At 66.6% G+C, this 18,561-nt stretch carries 12 protein-coding genes; 5 read left to right on the forward strand and 7 right to left on the reverse strand.

Annotation, left to right across the window (positions count from 1 at the left end; all coding sequences use genetic code 11):
- Positions 1 to 8 precede the first annotated feature (8 nt).
- Entirely contained in the window at positions 9 to 1,139 is a 1,131-nt protein-coding gene (locus AWB92_RS15695) for a PPE family protein (RefSeq protein WP_085186895.1), read from the forward strand.
- A gap of 667 nt (positions 1,140 to 1,806) precedes the next feature.
- On the opposite strand, the gene AWB92_RS15705 is transcribed toward AWB92_RS15695, so the two are convergent.
- Genes AWB92_RS15705 through AWB92_RS15725 form a run of 5 tightly spaced genes read right to left on the reverse strand, consistent with a single transcriptional unit; the run spans position 1,807 to position 6,995 of the window.
- Entirely contained in the window at positions 1,807 to 2,397 is a 591-nt protein-coding gene (locus AWB92_RS15705) for a hypothetical protein (RefSeq protein WP_068179564.1), read from the reverse strand.
- Between the two features lie 29 nt (positions 2,398 to 2,426).
- The gene (locus tag AWB92_RS15710) at positions 2,427 to 3,323 is read right to left on the reverse strand and encodes a hypothetical protein (protein ID WP_085186899.1); all 897 of its coding nucleotides are present in this window, start codon (positions 3,321 to 3,323) and stop codon (positions 2,427 to 2,429) included.
- A complete protein-coding gene (locus AWB92_RS15715) occupies positions 3,323 to 4,897 on the reverse strand; it encodes a bifunctional 3-(3-hydroxy-phenyl)propionate/3-hydroxycinnamic acid hydroxylase (RefSeq protein ID WP_241523471.1) in 1,575 nt (524 codons plus the stop codon). The genes AWB92_RS15710 and AWB92_RS15715 overlap by 1 nt, the downstream gene beginning before the upstream one ends.
- Positions 4,894 to 5,811, reverse strand: a complete 918-nt coding sequence (locus tag AWB92_RS15720; protein WP_085186901.1) for a fumarylacetoacetate hydrolase family protein — start codon at positions 5,809 to 5,811, stop codon at positions 4,894 to 4,896. Before AWB92_RS15720 ends, AWB92_RS15715 begins: the two co-directional genes overlap by 4 nt.
- Positions 5,812 to 5,849: 38 nt before the next feature.
- Positions 5,850 to 6,995, reverse strand: a complete 1,146-nt coding sequence (locus AWB92_RS15725) for a VOC family protein (protein WP_085186903.1) — start codon at positions 6,993 to 6,995, stop codon at positions 5,850 to 5,852.
- Positions 6,996 to 7,388: 393 nt separating this feature from the next.
- Here AWB92_RS15725 and AWB92_RS15730 point away from each other — a divergent pair, with 393 nt between their 5' ends.
- Together AWB92_RS15730 and AWB92_RS15735 are read left to right on the forward strand one after the other, a co-directional pair.
- Positions 7,389 to 7,847, forward strand: a complete 459-nt coding sequence (locus tag AWB92_RS15730) for an MmpS family transport accessory protein (protein WP_068179583.1) — start codon at positions 7,389 to 7,391, stop codon at positions 7,845 to 7,847.
- Positions 7,844 to 10,777 (forward strand): RND family transporter, encoded by a 2,934-nt coding sequence (locus tag AWB92_RS15735; protein WP_085187030.1) that lies wholly within the window; start codon positions 7,844 to 7,846, stop codon positions 10,775 to 10,777. Before AWB92_RS15730 ends, AWB92_RS15735 begins: the two co-directional genes overlap by 4 nt.
- Positions 10,778 to 10,823: 46 nt before the next feature.
- Here AWB92_RS15735 and AWB92_RS15740 read toward each other — a convergent pair whose 3' ends face one another.
- Positions 10,824 to 11,129 (reverse strand): hypothetical protein, encoded by a 306-nt coding sequence (locus tag AWB92_RS15740; RefSeq protein ID WP_085186905.1) that lies wholly within the window; start codon positions 11,127 to 11,129, stop codon positions 10,824 to 10,826.
- Between the two features lie 117 nt (positions 11,130 to 11,246).
- On the opposite strand from AWB92_RS15740, the gene AWB92_RS15745 reads away from it, so the two are divergent.
- Positions 11,247 to 12,752: an NAD(P)/FAD-dependent oxidoreductase gene (locus tag AWB92_RS15745; RefSeq protein ID WP_241523472.1), complete on the forward strand. Its 1,506-nt coding sequence runs from the start codon at positions 11,247 to 11,249 to the stop codon at positions 12,750 to 12,752.
- Between the two features lie 56 nt (positions 12,753 to 12,808).
- Here AWB92_RS15745 and AWB92_RS30585 read toward each other — a convergent pair whose 3' ends face one another.
- Positions 12,809 to 16,774 (reverse strand): GAF domain-containing protein, encoded by a 3,966-nt coding sequence (locus AWB92_RS30585; RefSeq protein WP_085186909.1) that lies wholly within the window; start codon positions 16,772 to 16,774, stop codon positions 12,809 to 12,811.
- 218 nt (positions 16,775 to 16,992) lie between these two features.
- Here AWB92_RS30585 and AWB92_RS15755 point away from each other — a divergent pair, with 218 nt between their 5' ends.
- The gene (locus AWB92_RS15755) at positions 16,993 to 18,549 is read left to right on the forward strand and encodes an adenylate/guanylate cyclase domain-containing protein (protein ID WP_085186911.1); all 1,557 of its coding nucleotides are present in this window, start codon (positions 16,993 to 16,995) and stop codon (positions 18,547 to 18,549) included.
- Positions 18,550 to 18,561 lie beyond the last annotated feature (12 nt).

Consider the following 18,561-nt stretch of genomic DNA (forward strand, 5'->3'; position numbering starts at 1 on the left):
TCGGACACATGGACTTCGGAGCACTACCGCCGGAAATCAACAGCGGCAGAATCTATTCCGGACCCGGCCCGGGGTCGATGTTGGCCGCCGCGACGGCTTGGGAAAAGCTGGCCGCGGACCTGTACTCGACGGCCTCCTCGTACGCCGCGGTGGTTTCCGGACTGACCTCCGACGGCTGGCAGGGGCCGGCATCAGCCTCAATGGCCGCCGCGGCGCGGACCTACGTGACCTGGCTGGGTAGCGCGGCATCGCAGGCCGGGCAGGCGGCGAATCAGGCGCACGCCGCCGCGGCGGCGTTCGAGGCGGCGTTCGCGGCCATGGTGCCACCGCCGCTCATCGCCGCCAACCGCGCGCAGTTGGCAACGCTGGTTGCGACGAACTTTTTGGGCATCAATACCGCGGCCATCATGGCGACCGAGGCCCAGTATGCCGAGATGTGGGCTCAGGACGCCGCCGCCATGTACTCGTATGCCGGATCTTCGGCCGCCGCGGCGACGCTCACGCCGTTCACCGCGCCGCCCCAAAACACCAACCCGGCCGGTGTGGGCACGCAAAGCGCCGCGGTCAGCAGTTCCACCGGGTCGACCCTGCCGTCGATCGACACGATCGTCCAGCTGATCGCCGACGACATCAACAATGCACTGGCGCCCGACCATATCAACTCCGGAATCAGCGCGTTCGCGACGATCCCCTCGATCATCTTGGCGGCGGCCTCCCTGTTTTCGAGTTCCGGCACCAGCGCCGCCGACTCAACGGCGGCGGCATTGACCGACGTGAGCGCCGGGCTCGGCCGGGTGGCGAGCACCCTAGGATCGGCGGGCTCCGCGTTCGGCCCGGTCCAGCTGGGCGGATCGGTGTCCGCCGCGATGGGTCGGGCGGCCGGTTTGGGCGCGCTGTCGGTCCCACAGAGCTGGGGCACGCTCACTTCCGCGGCGTCCGGCTCGCCGAAAGCGTTGCCGGTCAATCTCGTCAGCGAAACCGACCTCGGGGAGATGGCGCCGCCGGTCAGCCTGGCGGGCGCCCCGGCGACCCTGGCGGCCGGGGGGGCCGCCCGGGGCAGGTCGATCGTGCCCGACGGAACGACCCTGCGGTCGTTGATGCGGCCCACCGTGCTTCCGCGTCAAAGGTATATCGGATAGCGCGACAGCACGCCCGCACCAAGCGCCTCCGACGGCGTTGGGCCACCGGCTATTTCGGCGCGTCCGCGCCGCGACCAGTGCCCATGCCGGCGGCCGTCACACGCGCGGACTGGGCGCGCCGGTCATCGCCGCGGGAATCCCGTGTGCCGCTCGACGACAGTGCGACTGTCATGCAGGGCCCACGCGAGGGTGCTCAATAGCAGGATTGCCAGCAATACGGTCAACATCGGCGATACCTGCCCTTCTCGGTCGTCCCCGTCCAGACCGGCCGCCGCGTCCGACGAGACTGTCTCACAAACGCTTTGGCCGCCATCGCGGCGGGTTGCCGGGCGAAGGTAAACGCGCCGCCCGGCAGTTACAACTTCAGCATCGCCCGCGACGGCCGACATGTCGTCCCTGCTGGCCGCCGCAGCAGCCCCCGGGTAGCTGTACATCGCCACGTCCGCACCCCGACACCTCGGCTTCGGCAATGGCGCGCACGCGTGTACCGGCCAAGCCCTAGCCCGCCTGGAGACGGCCGCCATGCGCATGCTGCGCGCGCTGGTCAGACGCGTCGACCGCATCCATCTCAGTGGCCGACCGAAATGGGCCGTCAACAACATCATTCGCCGACATCTTTCGCTTTCGGTAACCCTCGAAGCAGCCTAAAGAATTGCGTCAGCCCCCGTCAGTTCAGCGGGAACTGCGCACTATTGAGGCTTTCGCGCAGCATGCGCCGGTAGCGTGACCACACCGGCACGTAGAGGCCGAGCTCCTTGCGCGCTGCCTGCACCACGTCCTGACGCCTGACCTTAACGTCCTCGTACGTCCTAAGGGCCGCTCGTTGCCCTTCGGGCATATTGTCCAGCCACATGTCGAGTCGCCCGGTCAAACCCTCGTCGGTTTCGACCTGCCTTACCCACTCCGCCAGCTGGACGGACTGCTGGTACGCGTAAGCGATGGCGAGATCTGCGGTCTTGAAGTTTCCGGTGAGCGCGAGCTCGCTGATCACCCGATCGATCGCTTCGGCCTTTTCAGCGAGGGCTTCCCTTCGGACGTCGGGCGGCAGCGCCTTGAGAATCTCCAGGTCCCTGCCGATCCTGAGGGCTTCGGCGTAGAGCTGCTTCATCTCCTCGTAGTGGAAGCGCTTATGCTCTGACCTCCGGTCGAGCGAACCCGTACCGAACGCGATGATGCCAGCCAGGACGACGAAGGCGCCGCCCAGCAGGGTCCCCTGTCCCGGAGTTACGTTGTGCCAGAGGTCCATCCACCCGCTCACATTTGCCACCTTTCACCACGGCGAGCAGATCAAGTCTGGGCAAGCGCGAGGCCCGTGAGCCCGAAGCCCAGGTGCACCAGTTCAGTGTCGACGCCGGTGTCGAGGTTGACGTAACGGATGCTGCCGCCGAGGTCGCCGACGTAGAACTCCGAGTCGGACACCGCGGCGACACCGATCGCCTCGTGGTACCCGCGAGACACAATCTCCGGTGCACCGATCGTCGGCTGCACCGCTGCGCGGTTGAGCGTGTTGCCGTCGGGTTCGGCGCCGCGATCGGTCCACAGCATCGTCGTGCCCGCGAACAGGTGCAGATCGATGGGTTCCGGGAGACCCCGCCACAGCAGTTCGATGTCCTCGCGATGCCGCGGACTGACATCTGCCGGCAGATCCAGCGGCGCCCGAAAGATCCTGCCCTCACCGGCCTTTGGTGCACCCTTCTGCGTCCAGTACAGCAGCCGGCGCTCCAGGTCGACGGCGATGCCGACGCAATGGTAAGCGATCGTTTGCGCGTCCTCCTCGCCTACCCCGGTCACCACCAGGGGCCGCAGGTCGCTGCCGTCGAGGTTGCAGGTCAGCACTTGCATGCCCTCACGGTCGCACCAATACAGCACGCCCGCTTGCCAATCGGCCGCGAGCTGCTTGCCCGTGGTGAAGGCGCCGCGCGGCACGATCGTGACGCGGTTGGTTCCGTCCAAATCCGCGCGCTCCAGCGATCCGTTGCGGGCGTAGGCAACTTCCGAACGTGGGTCGCCTCCGGGATCGGGGGCGCCCATGTTCGTCCAGTAGATGTGGCCGCGTTCCTGGTCGACGACGAGACCGTCGGGCCTCTCCTCCAGCCCGGCGATCAGGGTCCGCACCCGGGCACCGTCCAACGACACCGCCTGCATCTCCTGCTTGCCGTCATTGAGCACCAGCAGCTCGGTCATCAGCGCTCGCTTTCGTTTTCCGCGGCAGCGCCGACGGAGAACGACGGCACCGCATCGCACAGCGTACGAATGTCCTTGCCGGCCTGCATGACCGCGCCGTCCGGTCGGACGATTGCCGCAGTCGCCCGGCCTCCCTGGAGCCACTTGCCGAGCTGGCTCTCGCGAGTGACGGAGACCACCACGGCCCCGCGGTCGTCGAGCTCCTTCTGCTGCGTCGGGCTCAACCACGCCGACGTGACCAGCGCGAAGCGGTTGCCAACGACCTGGTCGAGGTGCAGCCCGTCGCGCAGGACCGGGTTGGGGCACAGCGTTCCCGCCAGGCCGCCCGGAACACGCGACTTGACGACCATTTCCGACCGGTGCAATCCGGGCGCGACGCCGTCGGCGGCGCTGGTGCGGGTGCCCGGCAGGCGTAGGTTCTGCAGCCGCGGAAAGACCACCTTGCGGACGAGGTCGCCGACCGTGCCGCCGCCCGTCATCGCCGCTCCGACCGACACGGCCATCATGATCATGGCCGCGGCGTGGGCCTTGCGCTCCTGCTCGTAGGTGTCCAGCACGCTTTCGGGCAGCGAATTGCCCAGCACGCCAGCCACTTTCCAGGTCAGGTTCAGCGCGTCACGCAGGCCGGCCGCCATCCCCTGGCCGACGAACGGCGGCGTCAGGTGGGCCGCGTCGCCGAGCACGAACACGTTGCCTTCGCGCCAGCTGCTGGCCACCTGCGCGCGGAAGGTGTAGGCGGTGACGCGGACCAGGCGCAACTGCTCCGCCGGCACCTCGCCCAGCCATGGCTTGATCAACGGCTCGATCTGCTCGATGGTCTGGTAATCCGCGGCGCTCTCCCCATCGAGAAGCCGGAATTCCCAACGGTAGCGGGTCTGCCCGACGCGCATGTACGTGCCGGCACGCTCCAGGCTGCACAGCTGGTGGCAGCCCTCCCACTGGTCGAGGTCGGCGTCGGTGTCGACGTCGATGACGATCCACTCCTGCTGAAACGGCAGCCCGTACATGTGCGAGCCGATCGAGGCCCGGACGATGCTGTTGGCGCCGTCGCAGCCCAAAACATAAGCGGCCTCCACGGACTGCTGGCCGCCGCGGACGCGGTCGAGGAAGCTCACCCGCACCTTCCCGTGCTTGTTCTGCGTGACGCTGGTGACCTCGACGTCGCCGCGGAGTGTGACGTGCGGGTAGCGCTTGAGGTTGGTGCGCATCATCGCTTCCAGCTCCGGCTGGTCGAACATGTTCATCTGCGGGTAGCCATTGGCGCTGGGCTCCGTGCTGCGCGCGAGCTCCGCGAGCACGTGGAAGTCCTTGTCCAGCAGCCGAAGACCGTGCGCGGGCCGCCGGTGGGCGGCGAACTCGTCGCCCACGCCCAAGCGGGCCAGGATGCGGTAGATCTCGTCGTCGGCGTGCACCGCCCGCGGCAGCGGGTAGACGGTTTCGTGCCTGTCGAGCACCAGCGTCGGGATGCCGTACTGCCCCAGCAGCGTGGCCGCCGTGATGCCGGTCGGCCCGGCGCCGATGACGATCACCGGCACGAAGTTTGGCAGGGCGCCCGGGTTGGAGTTTGCGTTCACTTGTAGACCACCTTGTTGCGTTGCGTGCCGAGGTCGATGGCGCCGTCGTCGGTGGCCACCGTGGCCTCCACGACGTCACCGTGATGCAGGTAGTTGGGGTTCTTCGCCTGGCCGGCAAGGAAACTCGCCAGATCCATCTGATGCGGGTTCTCGACGCCACGCGCGGTGAGCGCGGTGCCGACCGGGGTCCCCGTGAGGATCAGGTCGCCGGCTTCCACCTTCTGGAACCTGGCCAGCGTCTGCAGAGCCTCGACGGGCGAGTACAGCATGTCGCCCTCCACCACCATGTTCTGCCGCAGCTCGCCGTTGACCCGCAGCTGCAGCCGAAGGTCACCGAAGCGCTTGAGCTCGTCGGCGTCGACCAGCACCACGGCCGGCCCGACCGGGGTGAACGTCGGGTACGACTTCGACTCGAAGAACTGCTGTTTGGTCAGCTGCACGTCGCGCGCCGACACGTCGTTGGTCACGACCAGCCCGTGAACGAACTCGGCCAGGTTGGCCTCCGTCACCTCGGTGCCCACTGGGATCTCGCGGCCGATCAGCAGACCGATCTCGAGTTCGTAGTCCAGCAGCTTCACGTGGGGTGGCTTGACGATGTCGTCGAACGGACCGGTGACCGAACCGGAGGCCTTGCGGAAGAAGGTCAGCGGTGTCTTGGCCGGGTCGCGCCCGACGTCGCGCACGTGCGAGGCGTAGTTGGTTGCCTGGGCCACCAGCCGGCACGGCGTGGTGACCGGCGAGACCAGCGCGAGGTTCGCCACCGGCACCGTGTCGGTGGAGTGGGCGGCGTCGTCGATGGCGTGGCGGTCGGCCAGCACGCCGGCGGTGGTGGTCGCGTCGGTGCGGATGCGGGCGGCGCCGTTGGGCGTCTGCACCCACCACGCGTCGGCGGTGCGCAGGATCGAGATGGTCATTGCGGGGATCCTTACTTTCTCTTGGTGGGTGGTGGGTGTCAGGAGTTGCCGACCGCGAACAGCCCGCGCAGGGCGGACAGGTCGAACTCGTTGTCGTGGCGCAGCGCGTCGACCATCAGGGCGACTTCGCGCGCGGTCTCGCTCGGCGAGCCGACGCCCAGGAAGTCCCGGCTCGGCGGCGGGCCCCATTGGTACAGGCCGGAGGCAGTCAGCGGCGCCCAGCCGGGCTCGAGGGTGTTGTCGAACATGTCGCCGTCGGCGTAGTGCTCGACGAGGAAGTCGCCCTCCGGGTCCCGCCAGTAATCGAAGAGCTGGCTGCCCTGGATGTGGCGGCCGATGCCCCACGAGCGGAAATACCCTTGCTCGCGCAGGTATTCGCCGCCGGCCGCCAGCGCGTCGAGGTCGGCGACCTGATAGGCCGAGTGCACGTAGCGGTGGGTCGGCCCCAACGCCATCGCCAGCGTGTGGTGGTCGGCGGGCACCGAGCCGCGGTCGCAGCGGATGAAGCTCATGACGGGGCCCCGCTCGCGCTGGCCCGGGTAGTAGCAGAAGTCGCTGACGATCAGGCCGAGGTGCTCCAGGTACCAGTTCAGCGCCTCGATGTACTTCGGGGTCTGCAGCACGATGTGCCCGAGCCGCTGGACCGTGGCGGGCACGCGCGGGGGCCGCTGGGTGGAGTTGGCCCGGACGGTCCGGTGGCTGGGGCCGAAGTTGAACACGTGCGGCTGCTGGGAGGGCAGCTCCTCGAACTCGTAGACGCCCGAAACCACCTTCAGCGGAATGCCGCTCGGGTCGACGAGGTGGATCGCCACCCCACCGAGGGTCTCGGGCAGCGGCCGCACCGTCGTCCCGGTCGCGCCGGCCAACCGCAGCAGGTCGGAGTACTCGGCGGCCACGAAGGCGGGGCCGATGAACCGCGACCGCGCGCCGCGGCGGATCAGGACGCACGGCGCACCGGCGTCACTGCCGCGCAGGTGTAGCTCGTCTTCGGTGCGCAGCGCGACGCTGAACCCGAACGCCACCGCGAATTCCTGGGCCTGGTTCAGGTCGGGCTTCTCGAACTCCAGCCAGATGACGTCGTGGACTTTGATGACCGGGTTGGCTGAACGTCCGGGATGCTCACCCGGCAGGCCGCCCTGCTCGCTGTGCAGCCCGTTATGGGCACCGATGAGTTGGTCGGTCATTAGTCGCTCCTCAGACAAGATGAAAGACATGAATTGGCAAGGCTTTCGGCGGCACACACGTCCGCGTACCGCACTCCCCATCAAGCATGGCGCCGTGGTGACCGTCTGTCCTTGCGGCTGACGGCAATCGGCACACCCTGCTAGCGGGTATTCGCGGTTCTGAGGATTTGTCACTGTTGTGCTGGATGACAACGCAACTCGGTCAACGACGAGCCGATGCCCCCCAAGAATCGCTGTTAGATTGCGCAACTAATTCATATAGCGCTCTTCGCTTTTTAGCGCTTACTATGCACACACAACCGAATCTGACGGTCCAGGAAAGGTCGAAAGACCCGCCTTGGAGGCTTGCCTCCAATAGTGCGCGCGTGGTGAACGATCCGGAGGAGGATCGGCATGAGCACTAGACGCAAAGGGCGAGGAAACATAAGCGCCCTCGGTAAACTTTGGCGGCCCCTCGTCATTGTGGCCGTCCTCGCGGTCGTCGCTTACGGCGTCAACATCGTCCGGAATAACAGCGAGGCCATCAGCCATCCGGCCACGACGAGCTCCCTCCCGGCCACCGTCGTCCAGATCAACCCCAAGAACGTCACCTACGAGGCATTCGGCACGCTCGGCGAGGGCGGCAAGGTCGTCTACGCGAACCTTGACAGCCAGCCGGTCGAAGTCCGGCTGACAGCCCTGCCCTGGTCGGTGTCTGAGACGACGATGTCGCCCTCGGCGACCTTGAGCCTCGTGATGCAGGTCGACGGGGACTCGGCCGGGTGCCGCATCCTCGTCGACGGCAAGGTCCGGGACGAGCACCTCGTGTCCCACCAGAGCGCCGCCGTCGCGTGCACGGTGACCGCGGCATGAACGACGAGGCGCCCACCGGGCCCATCGAGACCGAAGAACCGGTCCCGGCTGACGAACCGGTCAAGCGACCCCTCCTCGCGAGATTGTGCCGCCAGTTCGCACTGCCGATCGTCTTGTTCTGGGTGGTGCTGGGCGTCGTGGTGAACGTCTTCGTCCCCTCCATCGAGGAGAACACCAAGGCCAACGCCAAGGCGCTCGTCCCCCGGGATTCGCCGTCGTCGCAGGCCGCACTGGTGCAGGGGCACGCTTTCCGCGAGTCCGACTACACGAGCGCCGTCGTCGTCCTTCTCGAAACGGACGGCCGCAAGCTCGACGACCAGGACCACAAGTTCTATAACGAGCTGGTCCGCCGGTTGCGCGAAGACAAGCAGCACGTGCAGTCACTGCTGGACCTCTGGGGCAAGCCGGTGACGAAGTCGGGGCAGCAGAGCGCCGACGCCGAGGCGGCCACGTTGACCGTCCGCCCGACCGGGGACACCGGTGACGCCACGTCGAGCCGCTCGATCGACGCCATCCGGGACATCGTGGCCAAGGTCCCGAAACCGCACGGCCTCAGGACCTATGTCACCGGACCGGCCGCGCTGAACACCGACACGCTCGACGCCGCCGACGCCAGCATGTTCACGCTCACGATCGTGTCGGTGATCGTGATCATCGTCATGCTGCTGCTCGCCTACCGCTCGGTGGCCCGAGCCCTTATCCCGCTGGTGGGTGTGCTCCTCATCCTGGCGACGGCCCGAGGCGTCGTCTCGTTCCTCGTCGGCCTGCACGTTCTGGGTATCTCGTCGTTCGCGATGAACATGCTCGTCGCGTTGGTTCTAGGCGTCGCCACCGACTACGGCATTTTCTTCATCGGCCGATACAACGAGGCGCGCCGGGCGGGACACGACAAGGAATCCGCCTACTACGAGTCGGTCGCGAACACGCAGCACGTCATCCTCGGGTCGGGCATGGCGATCTCCGGGTCGACGCTGTGCCTGAGCCTGACAAAACTGAACTACTTCCGCACCCTGGGCCCGCCTTGCTTCGTGGGGATGGTCGTGGCGGTCGTCGCCGCGCTCACGCTGGGGCCCGCGATGCTCGCGCTGGGGGGCCGCATCAAGTGGCTGCAGCAAATCAGCCCGACGAGCCCGATGTGGCGCCGACTGGGGACCGCGATCACCCGGTGGCCGGCCGCATTCATCTTTGTCGCCCTCCTCGTCGTCCCGCTCTGCGTCATGAATCTCGCCACCTACAAGGTGAGTTACAACGACCGGGACTTCGCGCCTGCGACGGTCGAGTCGGTCGAAGGCTACGCTGCCTCGGACCGGCACTTCCCGAAGAGCCAGTTGTCCGTCGACAACCTCTACGTCAGCGCGGATCACGACATGCGCAACACGACCGACCTGATCTCCCTGGACCGGATCGCCAAGACCATCCTGCGGGTTCCCGGCATCTCCATGGTGCAGGGCATCACCCGGCCGAACGGCCGGCCCCTGGAACACGCTTCACTTCCCTACTCCATGGGGTCGATGGGAACGAAGATCGGCGAGAACCTCGCCTTCTTCAAGGATCGGGTCGCCGACATCGACACGACGGCAGACCACATGGGCAAGCTCATCGAGGAAACCACCCAGCTTGAACAGCTCACCGGCCGGCTTGAGGATCTCACCAGCCAGCTGACCGGGGGCACTCACCTCTCCCGCGAGGCGACCGACCGGATGCGAGCGATCACCGATGAAGTCCGAGACAACCTGGCGAACGTCGACGACTTCTTCCGGCCGCTGCGCAGCTACCTGTACTGGGAGAAGCACTGCTACGACATTCCCGTCTGCTGGGCCATCCGGTCGCTTAACGAGACGGTCGACAACGTCGACCAGGTGAGCGAACAGCTCGGCAACTTGGTGAAGGGCCTCGCCATCATCGACTCGGTCACTCCGCAGATGGTTCCCCAGATGCACGCCATGGCCGAACACATGGGAACGATGGTCAAGGAAATGCGGGCGATGCAGTCGCTGACGCTGAGTACGCAAAGCACTCTGCACGCCATGATTCCTCAGATGGAAGTCATGATTCATCCGATGATCGACATGGCGCAGGCATTCGACAACGCGAAGAACGACGACTTCTTCTTTCTGCCGCCAGAGTCGCTCCAAACCGAGAATTTCAAGGTCGGTCTCGAGTTCTTCATGACTCCTGACGGAAAAGGCGCGCGCTTCTCGATTTTCCATGAGGGCGAGGCGATGAGCCCGGCGGGCATTCAACAGACGCGGAATGCGACTACAGCCGCGCACGAAGCCATCAAACAAACGGCGCTCTCGAACGCGAAATTGGACATGGCGGGCGCCTCGCCGACCTACCGCGATGTCGAGGACTTCTCCCACAACGACCTCATCCTCATGATGCTGGCGACTTTCGGATTGGTATTCGTCATCGTCTTGGTCATCACCAGGGCACTGGTTGGCTCAATCCTGGTCCTGGTCGTCGTCGTGCTTTCGTTCGCTGGTTCGTTGGGTTTGGCGTCTTTGATCTGGGAGACGTTGCTCGGCACCCAACTGCATTGGCTGAACGTCCCCATCGCGTTCATCGTGCTCGTGGGAGTGGGTTGTGACTACAACCTGCTGCTGCTCTCCCGGTACCGGGAAGAGCTCGACGCCGGTATTGCGACCGGCATGATCCGCGCAATCGCGGGTTCCCTGAGCGTGGCGGTCACGGCGGCCCTGGTCCTCGCCGGCACGATGCTGGCGCTGCTTTCCAGCGACGTGAAGAACATCGGACAGGCCGGGTCGACGATCGCGATCGGGCTGATCTTCGACATGTTCATCATGCGGCTGTGCCTCGTCATGCCGATCGCCCGAATACTCGGCCCGTGGTTCTGGTGGCCGCAGCGGGTGCTGAGCCGGCCCAGGGCTGCCGCCGGTGCTCGGCCGGCGGCCGTTCCGCCGCTATAGAGTCAGCCGCCGTGATGCGGCCGCCGGAGCTCACGCCGCCCGAGCCTCACAGGGGCCGGAAACACATGCACTGTTCGACGGTCTTGAAATTCTGCCCGCAGTAGATGCACCGCATTCGGCCCGAGCGGCCGATTCTGGCCAGAGAAGCCCGCACCCACTTGCGGTAGTGGAACGTGCACACCGGCTGATGACCACCGCAGGGCTGGTGGCGCAGCGCGAGCCAACTCGCCGGCCGCTTACACCCGTACGCGCTTTCACAGCGCACCGGCTCGGCCCATGCGGACACCACGGCGTCGAACGAGTCGGCCGTTTCGGCCGGGACGGCATCCGACGTCTCGGGACGCGGGGTCATGTCGGTGCCTATACCCTCCGCCGCTCTCGTCAATCGCCTCGGCGGGATCCTTTCGCGGGGCGGATATCGGAGTCAGACGCGCTCAGACGGGTTCACGCCAGCCGGTAGGTGCCGCTGGTGGCTTTCCGCAATCGGCTATGGGTGCCAGCGGTGATGTGTTTTCCAGCGTCAATCTCGATCATTGACACGCACGGACTCAGTCGGCGCGCCGGTTTGTTCCGTGGCGCGGAACCGTGCGGAGCAAGTGCAACGCGAGATGGTGATTTAAGAACTACTGAAGGACGTGAAGTGGCAGTGCAACAACGGCATCGCGTTGTCGTGATCGGTTCCGGGTTCGGCGGGCTGACCGCCGTCAAGGCACTCAAGCACACTGCCGTCGACGTCACGATGATCGCCCGCACCCAGCACCACCTGTTCCAGCCACTCCTGTACCAAGTGGCGACCGGCATCATCTCGGAGGGCGAAATCGCCCCCGCCACCCGAGTGATCCTGCGGAAGCAGAAGAACGCCAAGGTGTTGCTGGGCGACGTGGTGCACATCGACCTCGAAGGTCGCCACGTGGTTTCCGAGGTGCTCGGGCGTCGTTATACGTGCGAGTACGACACATTGATCGTTGCGGCAGGGGCGGGCCAATCCTATTTCGGCAACGACCATTTCGCCGAGTTCGCCCCCGGCATGAAGACCATCGACGACGCGCTGGAGTTGCGCGGGCGCATCCTCGGGGCGTTTGAGCAGGCGGAGCTCTCCAGCGATCCGGCGCACCGGCAGAGGCTGTTGACCTTCACCGTCGTGGGGGGTGGTCCGACGGGTGTGGAGATGGCGGGTCAGATCGCTGAACTGGCCCGGGAGACGCTGAAAGGCTCGTTCCGAAACATCGACTCCGCCACGGCGCGGGTGATCCTGCTGGACGCCGGCGATGCGGTGCTCCGACCGATGGGACCAAAACTCGGCAGGAAGGCCCAGGACCGGCTGCATAAGATGGGGGTCGAGATTCAGCTGGGCACGATCGTCACCGACGTCGACCACAGTGGCCTGATGGTCAAGGACGCTGACGGGAGCGTCCGCCGCATCGAATCGCAATGCAAGGTGTGGTCGGCGGGCGTGTCGGCCAGCCCCTTGGGTCAGGACATCGCCGACCAGTCCGCGGCCGAGATCGACCGTGCCGGACGCGTCAAGGTGCTGCGGGACTTGTCGATTCCGGGCTATCCGAACGTGTTCGTGATCGGCGATATGGCGTATATGGAAGGCGTGCCCGGCATGGCCCAGGGCGCGATCCAGGGCGCCAAGTACGTGGCTGCAGTGATCAAGACGGAACTCAAGGGCGCCGGCGGCGCCGAACGGAAGCCGTTCAGCTACTTCGACAAAGGATCGATGGCCACGGTGTCGCGGTGCTCGGCGGTGGCCAAGGTCGGCCCGATCGAGTTCGGCGGGTTCATCGCCTGGTTGGCTTGGTTGTTCCTGCACCTAGTGTACCTGGTGGACTTCAAAAGCAGGACAACGACACTGGTTTCGTGGATCCTGACGTTCTTGAGCACGCGTCGCGGCCAGCTGACGATCACCGAGCAGCAGGCCACCGCCAGCGTCACGCCGCAACAGCTGGCGGACATCGCTGCGGCGAGTTGAGACGAACAGGTTTTCCGCCCCGCCCGTTCAGAAGCCTTGCCTTGCAGCGCTTACCTTCATTCGGCTCGGCTGGTGTGGTGCGGGATGGTGATGTCGAGGGCGGTGCCCCCTCCCAAGGGGCTGGCCACCCGCATCCAGCCGCCGAGCACCTCGATGCGGTCCTTCAGGCCGATCAGCCCGGAGCCCTTACCGGAGTCCGCTCCGCCGACGCCGTCGTCCGAGATGAGCACGGTGAGGTTTCTGTCGTCGGCGTGCGCCCGCACCCTCACCTCGGATGCCTGAGCGTGTTTGGCCGCGTTGGTCAACGCCTCCGCGACCACGTAGTACGCGGCGACCTCGACGGAGTCGGGCAATCGCTGCCCGATCGCGACGTCGAGCTCGACGGGCACCGACGAGCGGCGGGCCAGCGTCTTGAGCGCCGCGGGCAGGCCGCCGGTCGACAGCACCGCCGGATGGATGCCCCGGGATATTTCCTGCAGCTCGGTGAATACGTCGGTCAAGCCCGAAACCGCCTCGGAAAGCTCGTGTTTCAGGGCATCGGACTCGGGCGGCACCGACTCCTGCGCGAGACGGAGTTTCAGGCCCAGGGAGACGATCCGTTGCTGGGCTCCGTCGTGGATGTCTCGTTCCAGGCGGCGACGGGCATCGTCGGCGGCCGCCACGATCCGGGCCCGCGACGCGATCAGCTCCTCGCGGGTGGTCGCGGCCGCGATCGCCGTCGCTACCAGTTCGGCGAATTCGACGATGCGCGCTTCGGTGTCGGGCGGCAACGGATCTTGGTCGGTGGTGGCAACCACGGCCAACCCCCACAGCCGCTCGTCCACCACGATCGGCGCCCCGACCCGCGACCGAACACCCAACTCCCGAACACGCTCGGCGATGGGGCCGTCAGCGCCCTCCCAGCTGTCCATCCGCGCCGCGCGCCGCGTATGCAACACCCTCGCGGCGACGTTGTCGCCCTCGGTGCCCAGGCGCTCCCCCACCTCCAAATGCGCCACTCCGGGCGCCGCATGGGAGGCCACGACGAAGATCGCCGCGCCGTCGTCCTCGAAACGGAGCACCTCGGCGCTCCCCACATCGAGGCAGTCGGCCATCTCCTCGGCCACCGCCGAGAACACCTCCGCCGGACTGACCCCTTGTGCGACCAGCGTCGCCACGCGCCGCAGCGCCGTCTGCTGCCTGGCCAGCACGCTCAGGTTGTCGGCGAGTTCGCGCAGGCTATCGCGGCTGGCCTGCAACTCAGATCTGGTGGCGGCGTTGGCAATCGACGTGCCCACTAGATCCGCGAAGTCCGCCATGCGCGACTCGGTGTCGGGCGGCAAGGGTCCCGTTCGCGACGCCACGCCGACCGCACCCCAGACATGGCCACCGACGACGACGGGGACCGCGACCATGGATTGGATGCCGAGATCACGGATGAAGGCAGCCGTCGAGCCGGCCGCGCCGTCGTGGGTGTCCATGCGGGCGGGCCTCCCGGTGCGCAGCACCATCGGCGCGACGTGGTCGCCGCCCAGCGAGAAACGCTGACCGGCCGTCGGCGCGCTCATGTCCAACTCCTCCACGCGCCCGACTGCCTCCACGACGATGTCGTCACCGTCGAAACGAATCACGGTCGTGTTGTAGACGTCCAGGCATTCCCCCAGCTGCTCGGCGACCGCGTTGAAGACCTCGGCGGGCGCCGCCTCGCGGGCAACGAGTTCGGCCACCAGGCGCAGCGCCGTCTGCTGGCCAGCGAGGTCGCGCAGGCTGTCACGGCTGGCTTGAAGTTCAACCCTGGTGGCGGCGTTAGCGATTGACGTGGCCACCAGATCCGCGAAATCGGAGATGCGCGCCTCGGTGTCGGCCGGCAGTGGGTCGTTGCGCGACGCCGCGGCAAGCACGCCCCACACGTGCGCCCCGACGGTGATGGGCACGCCCACCATGCACCGCACCCCGGCATCGCGAATGCGTGCGGCCGTCACGCCCGCCGCATGGTCGTGGCTGTCAATTCGGGCGGGGCGACCGGTGCGCCGGATGATTGGCCCGATGTGGTCGCCGGTCAGGGGTAACCGCTCGCCGATCGCCGGCGGGTTCGGCAGTTCCGGCTCGGCGCGACCAAGGGCCTCGATGACGATGACATCGTCATCGAACCGGCCGACGGTCGTGTTGTGGACGTCCAGGCAGCCTGCGGTTTCCTCGGCCACCGCCCGGAATACCTGGCGAGGCGGCGCCTCGCGCGCAACCAGTTCGGCCACCCGCCGCAACGCCGTCTGGTGCCGGGCGAGGTCGCGCAAACTGTCGCGGCTCGCCCGAAGCTGTTCCCTGGTGGCCGCGTTGGCGATCGCGGTGGCGACGAGGTCGGCGAAATCGGCCATGCGGGCTTCGGTCTCAGGGGGCATGGGCGTGGTCCGCGACGCGACCGCAAGCACTCCCCACAGATCTGAGCCGACAACGATGGGGACACCAACGACTGATTGAAGTCCGCCGTCACGGATGCGTGCGGCCCACGCGCCCGAAGCGTTCTCGTAGTCATCAATTCGCGCCGGTCGACCGTCTCGCCGAACCATTAGGGCGATGTTGTCCCCCTCCATCACGAACCGCTCCCCGACCACCGGAAGGTTCGGCACCGCGGAATCGGCCCGCGCGACGGCCTCAACGATCGTCGCGTCGTCGTCGTAGCGGACCACCGTCGCATTCTGGACGTCGAGGATGCTTGCGATTTCCTCCGCGACCGCGTGGAACACTGCCGCCGGCTGCGCCTCACGCGCGACCAGTTCCGCCACCCGGCGCAGCGCCGATTGGCGTCGCGCGAGCTCGCGCAGGCTGCTGCGGCTGGAATTCAGCTGTTCACGAGCCGCCGCATTGGCGATCGCGGTCGCAACCAGATCGGCGAAGTCGGCGATGCCCACCTCGGTGTCGGCCGGTAGTGAATCGCCCCGCGACGCCACGGCGGCCACCCCCCACAGTTGTTCACCGACCATGATCGGGACGCCGACCATCGATCGGATGCCCATCTCCCTCAGGCGCGCCGCCGAAACGCCCACCGCGTGCTCGTGGTTGTCGACCCGCGCGGGCCGTCCCGTGCGCCGAACGATCGCAGCGACGTCGTCGCCCTCGAGTGGAAACCGCTCGCCCACCGCCGGCGGATTGGGGAGGTCGATCTCCGGACGCCCAAGCGCCGCAGTGACTATTTCATCGCCTTCGTAACGACCCACCGTCGCGTTGTAGACATCCAGAATATTGGCCATTTCCTCGGCCACGGCGTTGAACACGTCAGCAGGCTCGGCATCGCGGGCGACCAGTTCGGCGACGCGGCGCAGCGCCGTCTGATGCCGGGCGAGCTGACGCAGGCGGTCCCGGCTCGCCCGCAGCCGCTCCTGGCTGGTCTCGAGCATGGTCCGGATTTCGCGGAGTTGCTCTTCTTCCTCGCGTTGACCGGTGACATCACGGCCGACGGCATAAAACAACCCGTGGTGCGGCGTGACGATCCATTCGATCCACCGCGAAGAACCATCACGTCTAATCGCCCGATTTTCGAAACGAACCGGCCCACGGCCCTCGGTCAGGTCTTTTATGGGCTCGCGGAGCCGATCCATGTCTTCCGGCGGTACCAATTCGAAAGGGGCGGCCATCAAATCGTCCATCGTGTAACCCAGCGTCTTTTCGAAGGCCGGATTGACTTTGAGCAATTGACCCTGATCGGAAATGACCATGAGGTCGGAAGTTAGTTCGAAGAACTGTTCCAATCCGTGCGGGCTCTCGGCCGATCGGTTGCTGACCTTCCCGCGGGCGGTGGCGGCGGCGACGACGGCGGCCACAAAATTGCCGACGAGGGCCACGCCCAACAGAACCGCGTAGATCGTCCCAGTCGGGTCGTCCGGTGCCACTTGCTTGAGGAGAACGACCAGCACTGCCGCGACGACCGAGAATCCCGCCGCGGCGGTGACCGCAAATCCGGGCGCCGGAACTGCCCGCAGCCGAACCGACGCTTTTGAAGGCGCAACCGTTGACGTGCGGGCGGCGCGCCGACGTCTGGGCGACATCTGTTCAGTATGTAGCGTTCGGACGTTCAGCAAAGCCCCCACCGTTGCTTTTTTGCACTCCCCTTACCGCGCGTCGACCTTGCCACCACGCAGCGGCGAAGCCGACCAGCACACCTGGCAGAGTCCTCAGAAAAGGCGAAATGAGCGGCTTTGTCGCATGCCCTGCGCGTTGCCGGAGATGTGATGACGGCCAACGCGTACAGCAGTACGCTCATCCGATGGCGGAAACGTCGTACGCGCCCTGCGGCGATTTGAGCCTTGCTTATCAAGTATTCGGCGACGGGCCCATCGAGCTGGTCCTCATCCCGCCTTACGTCAGCCACGTCGAGCTGTTCTGGACGCAGCCGGAGTACAAAGCGTTTTTCGAGCGTCTCGGGACCTTTTGTCGCGTCGTGGTGTTCGATAAGGCCGGCGTCGGATTGTCGGACCCGGTCCCTAAGGTTCGCTCGGTGGACGATCGAGCCGCCGAGATCGAGGCCGTCATGGACACCGTTGGCTTCGATAAGGCCGTCCTTCTTGCGTTGAGCGAGGGTGGCCCCGCGGCCATTGTCTGGGCGGCACGTCGACCGGAGCGAACGCGCGCGTTGATCCTGCACGGCACGTACGCCACCCTGGGCGGTCTGGAGTGGGACGACTTGGATCGCAGCACGGAGGAGGTGCGAGCGCGTATCGTTCGCGAACTCGGTGACGAGTACGCGCCGACGATTCAGCAGCTCGAACGCTGGCAGGACTTTGGCGACGCTGTCCGCTCGGATTGGGGCGACGGTAGGGCGGTCAAGTGTCTGGTGCCGTCAGTTCGTTCGATCCGCCAGCTCGGAATGATGGAGCGGATGTGCGCGAGCCCCGGGATGGCGCGGGCAACCGTCGAAGCGTCGTTCGGCATCGACGTTCGGCCGATCCTGCCGACCCTCAACGTCCCGACACTCATCGTCCACGCCCGCGGAGACCCCGGGGTGCCGGTGCAGTATGGGCGATACCTCGCCGACCACATTTCCGGTTCTCAGATCATCGAGGTCGAGGGCGTGGACCATGCGCCCTGGTTCACCGAGCCCGAAAGGACCACGACGGCGATCGAGGAGTTCCTGACCGGCAGCCATGCAGCGCCGCCGCGATCGCGTCGCGCCCTGCGCACCGTGTTGTTCGCGGATATGGTCGCCTCGACACACGTCGCGGAGACGGGCGATGATCATTTTCGTGCGATCCTGCAGCGCTTCGACGAAGTCGTGCGCGAACTCACCCAGCGGTTCGACGGCAGCGTGCTCAAGAGCACCGGTGACGGCCACCTCGCCAAGTTCGACGGCCCGACGCAAGCGATCCGCTGCGCCGAGGCGTTGCGCAACGACGCTGACACACTGGGTATCCGGATTCGCAGCGCCATCCATACGGGCGAGTGCGAACTGCTCGACGGAGACATCACCGGAATTGCGGTAGACGTCGCCGCGCGGATCCTCGAGCAGGCCGGTGCCGGCGAAATCCTCGTCTCCCGCACCGTGCGTGACCTTGTCATCGGCTCGGGCACAGGCTTCGACGACCGGGGCACCGTCGAGCTGCGCGGGGTGCCCGGCACGTGGCAACTGCTGGCGGTCGACCGGCGCGGTGCGCGGGCCGGAACGGCTGAGGCCACACTGGCGTCAATGCCTACGCCTGGCCCGCGCACCGGGATGCGCCGATCGGACCGCGCCGTAGCGGCCATCGCCAGAAGAACACCGTGGATCCTGCGGGGGTTGGCCTATTTGGCCCCGGACGTCGACCGCAATGGATCAGAGACACGTTGAGCTGCAGGGCAT

It is taken from the genome of Mycobacterium sp. IEC1808 (assembly GCF_002101935.1).
Lineage (GTDB): Bacteria > Actinomycetota > Actinomycetes > Mycobacteriales > Mycobacteriaceae > Mycobacterium.